This is a genomic window from Actinomadura geliboluensis (assembly GCF_005889745.1).
GTDB lineage: Bacteria > Actinomycetota > Actinomycetes > Streptosporangiales > Streptosporangiaceae > Spirillospora > Spirillospora geliboluensis.
In genome coordinates this window covers 1-7,286 of the sequence record NZ_VCKZ01000435.1, presented here as the reverse complement: position 1 = coordinate 7,286, position 7,286 = coordinate 1, and the positions used below count along the sequence as shown (strand labels likewise).

At 73.8% G+C, this 7,286-nt stretch carries 1 protein-coding gene; it reads right to left on the bottom strand.

The genetic code is table 11. The annotated features are described in order from the left end of the window. Positions 1 to 7,033, bottom strand: a 7,033-nt coding sequence (locus ETD96_RS37595) for a type I polyketide synthase (RefSeq protein WP_205719649.1), incomplete at its 3' end; no start/stop codon positions are given. Positions 7,034 to 7,286: the final 253 nt, after the last annotated feature.

Below are 7,286 nucleotides of genomic sequence, written 5' to 3'. Positions count from 1 at the left end.
CCCGAGTATTCGCCAGTGAATAGGCGATGTCGCCAATATTCGCTTCGGGATGGCGGTTCAGGTGTTCGGTGAGGCGGGCGGCCTGGTCGCGGACGGCCTGTTCGGTCTTGCCCGACAGCACCCAGGGCACGATCTCCGGCTCGGATGCGTCCTCCGGCTTTTCAGCCTCCTCGGCGGCGGCCTCCAGGATGATGTGGGCGTTCGTCCCGCTGATGCCGAAGGACGAGATTCCGGCGCGGCGAGGGTGGTCGGTCTCCGGCCAGGACGTGTTCTCGGTAAGCAGCTCCACGGCTCCGGAGGACCAATCGACCTGCGGCGACGGTTCGTCCGCGTGCAGGGTCTTGGGCAGGGTGCCTTCCTGCATGGCCATGACCATCTTGATTATCCCGGCGACGCCTGCGGCGGCCTGGGTGTGCCCGATGTTCGACTTGATCGAGCCGAGTCGCAAGGGACGGTCGTCCGGCCGATCCTGCCCGTAGGTGGCCAACAGCGCCTGGGCCTCGATCGGGTCGCCGAGCGTGGTGCCGGTGCCGTGGGTTTCGATGGCGTCCACCTCGGCAGGGGTGAGCCGAGCGTTCGCCAGGGCGGCGCGGATGACGCGCTGCTGTGACGGCCCGTTCGGCGCGGTGAGTCCGTTGCTGGCGCCGTCCTGGTTGATCGCGCTGCCGCGCACCACCGCCAACACACGATGGCCGTTGCGTCGGGCGTCCGACAGCCGCTCCACCAGGAGCATGCCCACGCCCTCGCCCCAGCCGACGCCGTCGGCGCCGGCGGCGAAGGACTTGCAGCGACCGTCAGGTGAGAGGCCGCGCTGCCGGCTGAACTCAAGGAAGGTGGCCGGGGTCGCCATGACGGTGACGCCGCCCGCGAGCGCCATGTCGCACTCGCCGTTCCGCAGCGCCTGCGCGGCCAGGTGCAGGGCGACCAGGGAGGACGAGCAGGCGGTGTCCACGGTCATCGCCGGGCCCTCGAAGCCGAACGTGTAAGCCACTCGCCCGGACGCGACGCTGTACGCGCTGCCCGTCCCGATGTAGCCCTCGAACCCGTCCGGGGCGCGCTGGATCAACCGGGTGCCGTAGTCCCCGTACATGACGCCCGCGAAGACGCCCGTCCGGGAGCCGCGCAGCGTTCCCGGATCGATACCGGCGCGCTCCAGCGTCTCCCAGGTGGCCTCTAGGAGGAGTCGTTGTTGGGGGTCGATGGCGAGTGCTTCGCGGGGGCTGATGCCGAAGAAGGCGGGGTCGAAGTGGTCGGCGTTGTGGAGGAAGCCTCCGTGGCGGGTGTAGGTGGTGCCGGTGTGGTCGGGGTCGGGGTTGTAGAGGTGGTCGGTGTTCCAGCCGCGTTGGGTGGGGAAGTCGGTGATGGCGTCGGTGCCGTCGGCGACCAGTCGCCACAGCTCCTCGGGTGTGGTGACATCGCCGGGGTAGCGGCAGGCCATCCCCACGATGGCGATCGGTTCGTCGGGTGCCGCCGTCCCGACGGTGGTCACGGGCGCGCTTCGGTCCGCGCCGGTCTGGAGGAGTTCGTCGCGCAGGTGGGCGGCGAGTGCGGTGGCGGTGGGGTGGTCGAAGGCGAGGGTGGGGGGCAGGCGGAGCCCGGTGGCGGCGTTGAGGCGGTTGCGCAGCTCGACGGTGGTGAGGGAGTCGAACCCGAAGTCTTTGAAGGCGCGGTCGGGGTCGATGGTGTCGGACGTGGAGTGGCTGAGGACGGCGGCGGTCTGGGTGCGGACCAGGTCGAGCAGCAGCGCGTGCTGCTCGTCGTCCGACAACCCCGCCAGCCGCCGGATCAGTGACGTGGTGGCCGCGCCCGAAACGCGGGTCTTCGCCCGCACCAGCCCGCTGAACAGCGCGGGGAGAGATCCGGCCGCCGCCTGGGCGCGCAGGGCGCCGAGGTCCAGGCGGGCGGGCACCAGGGCCGGACGGTCGGGTAGGGCCAGGGCGGTGTCGAGCAGCGCGAGCCCCTGCTCGGCTGTGAGGGGGACCATTCCGGCACGGTTGATCCTGGCCTTGCCGGCGTCGTCAAGCGTCTCGGTGAGCCCGCCCGCCTGTTCCCACAAGCCCCACGCGAGTGAGGCGGCGGGGAGCCCCGCCTGGTGGCGGTGGTGGGCAAGGGCGTCGAGGTAGGTGTTCGCGGCCGCGTAGTTGGCCTGCCCCGGGTTGCCGGTGACTCCGGCGGCGGAGGAGTACAGCACGAACGCGGACAGGTCGCGGTCTTGGGTGAGTTCGTGCAGGTTCCAGGCGGCGTCCACCTTCGGACGCAGCACCACGTCGAGACGTTCGGGCGTCAGGTTGGGGATGGTGGCGTCATCGATGACGCCGGCGGTGTGGATGACGGCGGTCAGATCCGGGACGTTCTCCAGCAGGCGCGCCAGGGCGGTGCGGTCGGTCAGGTCGCAGGCGGCAATCGTGACGTCCGCGCCGAGGTCGGTGAGTTCGGCGGCGAGTTCGTCGGCGCCGGGTGCGTCCGGGCCTCGGCGGCCGACGAGCAGCAGCTTCCGGACGCCGTGCCGGGTGACGAGGTGGCGGGCGGCGAGGGCACCGAGGGTGCCGGTGCCGCCGGTGACCAGGACCGTGCCGTCCGCGTCCAGCGTGACCGCGTCGTCCGCACCGGGTGCGGTACGGCTCAGGCGCGGGACGAGCAGGTCGCCGCCGCGGATCGCGACGCGCGGTTCCCCGGTGGCAGCGACCGCCGCGATGTCGACGTCGCCGGCCTCGGCGTCGGTGTCGATGAGCAGGAACCGGTCGGGGTTCTCGTTCTGCGCGGCCCCGACGAGTCCCCAGAGCGGCGATCCCGCCAGGTCGCGCACCTCGTCGCCGGTCCCGGTGGACACCGCGCCCCGGGTGACGACCGCGAGGCGCGCGGTGCCGAACCGGTCGTCCGCCAGGAACCGTTGCAGGACGGCCAGGACCCGCTGCGCGGCGGAGTGGGCGTCCGCCACCGGATCGGCGTCGGCGGGCGAGGCGCAGTGCAGCACCAGCACGTCGGGGACGTCGGTGATGTCCTCCAAGTCCCCGTCCAGCGGTGCCCAGTTGACGGGGGCGGTCTCGTCGGGTGCTGCGGCCGACCAGGTGAGCTCGTACATCGGCTCGGACCGCCGGGCCTGCGTCTCGCGGGTCAGCAGCGTCCCGACCGACAGCAGCGCGGCACCAGAGTCGTCCGACAACTCCAGCGAGATCCCATCCTCAGCGGACGCGGACGCAGGGGTGAGCCGCGCCCGCAGCCGAGTGGTCGCGGGCGCGTGCACGGTGATGTCGCGCCAGGCGAACGGCAGCCGCACCGCTCCGCCCGGTTCGATGCCGGACAGCACGCCCGGATGCAGGACGGCGTCGAGCAGCGCCGGGTGCACCGTGAAACCGGCGACGGGCGTGTCCTCGGGGAGCCGAACCTCGACGTAGGAGGTGTCGCCGTCCCGCCACGCGGCCTGGACGTTCTGGAAGAGCGGACCGTACTCGTAGCCGTGCGCGGCGAGCCGTTCGTAGAGGTCTTCGACCGCGACGGGTTCGGCGCCCGGAGGCGGCCATGAACCCGCGCCGGCGGGCGGCGGCTCGGCCGTGCCGTCGCCGGCGAGGGCGCCGGAGGCCAGCGTTGTCCAGGGGCGTTCCGGGTCGTCCGACTCGTCGGGCCGCGAGTGGACGGTGAGCGCGCGCAGCCCGCCTTCGTCCGGTTCCGCCACAGTGACGCGGAGTTGGAGGGCGCCGCGTTCGGGCAGGACGAGCGGCGCGTGCAGGGTGAGTTCGTCGATCCGGGACGCGCCGACCCGCGCGGCGGCGTGCGCGGCGAGGTCAAGGAACGCCGTCCCGGGCAGCAGCACGACGTCGTTGACCGCGTGGTCGGCCAGCCACGGATGCGTCGCGAGCGAGAGCCGCCCGGAGAGCACCGTGCCCGCCCCGTCCGGCAGATCGACGGCCGCGCCGAGGAACGGATGACCGGTCGCGTCCAGGCCCAGGTTTCCGGCGGTGCCCGCACCGCTGCCCCGCGCCACCCAGAAGCGTTCGCGCTGGAACGCGTACGGGGGGAGGTTCACGCGGCGTGCGCCGGTGCCGTCGAACAGCCGCGTCCAGTCGGGCGAGAGGCCGAGCGTGTGGAGCCGCGCCACGGCCGTCAGCACCGCCTCCGGCTCGGGATGGCCGGACCGCAGCGTGGGGATCGCGGGAGGCGCGACGTCCGGGAGGCACTCCTCCGTGAGCGGGCTCAGCACCGCGTCGGGACCGATCTCCAGGTAGACGGTGGCGCCGTCCTCGTGGAGGGTCCGCACGCCGTCGCCGAACCGGACGGCGCGCCGGATGTGCTCGGTCCAGTAGTCGGGCGAGCGGAGCTCGTCCGGCGTCGCGGTGCGGCCGGTGAGCGTGGAGACGAGCGGGATGCGGGGCGGCTCGACCGTCAGCGACGCGGCGACCTCGCGGAACGCCGCGAGGATCGGGTCCATCCGGGGCGAGTGGAACGCGTGGCTGACCCGCAGCCGGCGGGTCTTGCGGCCCTGCTCCGCGAGCTGTTCGGCGACGCGCCGCACGGCGTCCTCGTCGCCCGACACCACGACGGACTCCGGACCGTTGACGGCGGCGATGTCCACCCGATCCCGGACGTCGTCGCCCAGCCCGTCCAGGGCCGCCCGCACCGCCTCCTCCGAAGCGCGGACGGACACCATGGCGCCGCCCTCCGGAAGCTCCTGCATGAGCCGCCCGCGCGCCGCGACCAGCCGGGACGCGTCGGCGAGCGGCAGCACCCCGGCGGCGTGCGCGGCGGCGATCTCCCCGATGGAGTGCCCGGCCAGCCGGTCCGGGCGCAGGCCCCACGACTCCAGCAGCCGGTAGAGCGCGACCTCCAGGGCGAACAACGCGGGCTGGGTGTAGCGGGTCTGGTGGATCAGCTCCGCCTCGGGCGTCCCGTCGGCGGTGAACACCACCGCCGCGAGGGGCTGCTCCAGGTGCGCGTCGAGATGCCCGCAGACCTCGTCGAAGGCCCGCGCGAACACCGGGAACGCCTCGTACAGCTCCCGGCCCATGCCCGGCCGCTGGCTGCCCTGCCCGGTGAACAGGAAGGCGACCCGGTGCTCGCCGGAGACCTCGGCCCCGGCGAGCCCGGAGCCGGGACGTCCCTCCGCCAGTGCCGCCACCGCGGCCAGCAGTTCCTCGCGGCTCCGGCCGACGGCGGCGGCCCGGTGGTCGAAGGCGGTGCGCGAGACGGCCAGGGAGTGGCCGACGTCGGCGGGACGGAGCGCGGGGTCGGCGGCGACGAATTCGTGCAGCCGCCGCGCCTGCGCGCGCAGCGCCTCACCAGACCTGCCGGAGATCGGCCAGATCACCGGCACGGCGGCCTCGTCCGGTGCGTCTTCCGTCTTCGCCGGACGGGCGGGGGCCTGCTCGATGATGACGTGCGCGTTGGTGCCGCTCACGCCGAACGACGAGACCCCGGCGCGGCGCGGATGGCCGTAGTCCGGCCACGGGCGCGCCTCGGTGAGCAGGGAGACCGCCCCCGCGTCCCACTCGACGTACGGGGAGGGCTCCTCGGCGTGCAGCGTCTTCGGCAGCGTCCCGTGCCGCATCGCCAGCACCATCTTCATGACCCCGCCGATTCCGGCGGCGGCCACCGCGTGCCCGATGTTGGACTTGATCGAGCCCAGCCACACGGGCCGCTCCCCGGACCGCTTCCCATACGTGGCGAGAAGCGCCTGCGCCTCGATCGGGTCGCCGAGGGACGTGCCGGTGCCGTGCGCCTCCACCGCGTCCACGTCGTCGGTCCCCAGCCCGGCGTCGGCGAGCGCGGCGCGGATGACGCGCTGCTGCGACGGGCCGTTGGGCGCGGTGAGCCCGTTGCTGGCGCCGTCCTGGTTGATCGCGGTGCCGCGCACCAGCGCCAGGACGGGCAGGCCGTCGCGGCGCGCCACCGATAGCGGCGCGAGGACGAGCGTGCCCGCGCCCTCGCTCCACGCGACGCCGTCGGCGGCCGCGGAGAACGACTTGCTGCGGCCGTCCGGGGCCAGCCCCCGCAGCCGGCTGAACTCCTGGAACATGCCGGGCGAGGACTGGATCGTCGACCCGCCGACCAGGGCGATCGGGCATTCGCCGGAGCGCAGCGAACGCACGGCCAGATGCAGCGCCACCAGGGAGGACGAGCAGGCGGTGTCCACGCTGAACGTCGGCCCCTCCAGGCCGAGCGTGTAGGCGATGCGCCCGGACGCGACGCTCGGCGAGTTCCCGGTCAGCAGGTACCCCTCGACGTCCTCCGGACCGAGGTGGCCAAGCGCGAGGTACTCCTGCGCGGAGATCCCGATGAAGACGCCGGTGCGGCTGCCGCGCAGGCCGTCCGGGGCGATCCCGGCCCGCTCCAGCGCCTCCCAGGACGTCTCCAGCAGCAGCCGCTGCTGCGGTTCGATCGCCAGCGCCTCGCGCGGGCTGATCCCGAAGAAGGCGGCGTCGAACCGGTCCGCGTCGTGCACGAACCCGCCGTGCGTCGTGTACGTCTTGCCCGGCGCGTCCGGGTCCGGGTCGTACAGCGCGTCGACGTCCCAGCCCCGGTTGCCGGGGAACGCCGAGATCGCGTCACGGCCCTCGGCGAGCAGCTCCCAGAGTGCTTCGGGCGAGTCCGCGCCGCCGGGGAACCGGCAGGCCATGCCCACGATCGCGATCGGCTCGTCGGCGGCGGGCGCGGCGCGGAGGCGGCCCGGACGGGCCGTCTCCTCCGGTTCCGGCTCGGGGTCGGCGCCCGTGATCTCGGTGACCAGGTACTCGGCCAGCGCGGCGGGCGTCGGGTAGTCGAACAGCGCCGTCGCGGGCAGCCGCAGCCCCGCGGCGGCCTTGAGCTGGTTGCGCAGCTCGACGGCGGTGAGGGAGTCGAAGCCGAGGTTCTGGAACGCCTCGCCGGGCGCGACCGCGTCCGGCGAGTCATGGCCGAGGGCGCGGGCGGCGTGCGCGCGGACCAGATCCAGCAGGACCCGGGTGCGCTCCGCCTCGTCCTTCCCGGCCAGCTCCCGCCGCAGCCCGGACGCGTCCGCGCCGCCCCCCTGCGCGGCGGCCCGCCGGACGGGCGTCCGCACCAGGTCGCCGTAGATCCGCGCGAGCCGCCCGGCACGCGCCTGCCGCTGAAGCGCGGCGGTGTTGAGCTGCGCGGGGACGAGCGCGGGCTGGTCGGTGGCGAGCGCGGCGTCGAGGAGGGAGAGCCCTTGCCGGGTGGTGAGGGGGGTGAGGGCGGTGCGGTTGGCGTCGATCTGCTGGGTGAGGGCGCTGGCCTGTTGCCAGAGTCCCCAGGCGAGGGCTGTCTCTTATCCACATCTGACGCTGTCCATGAAA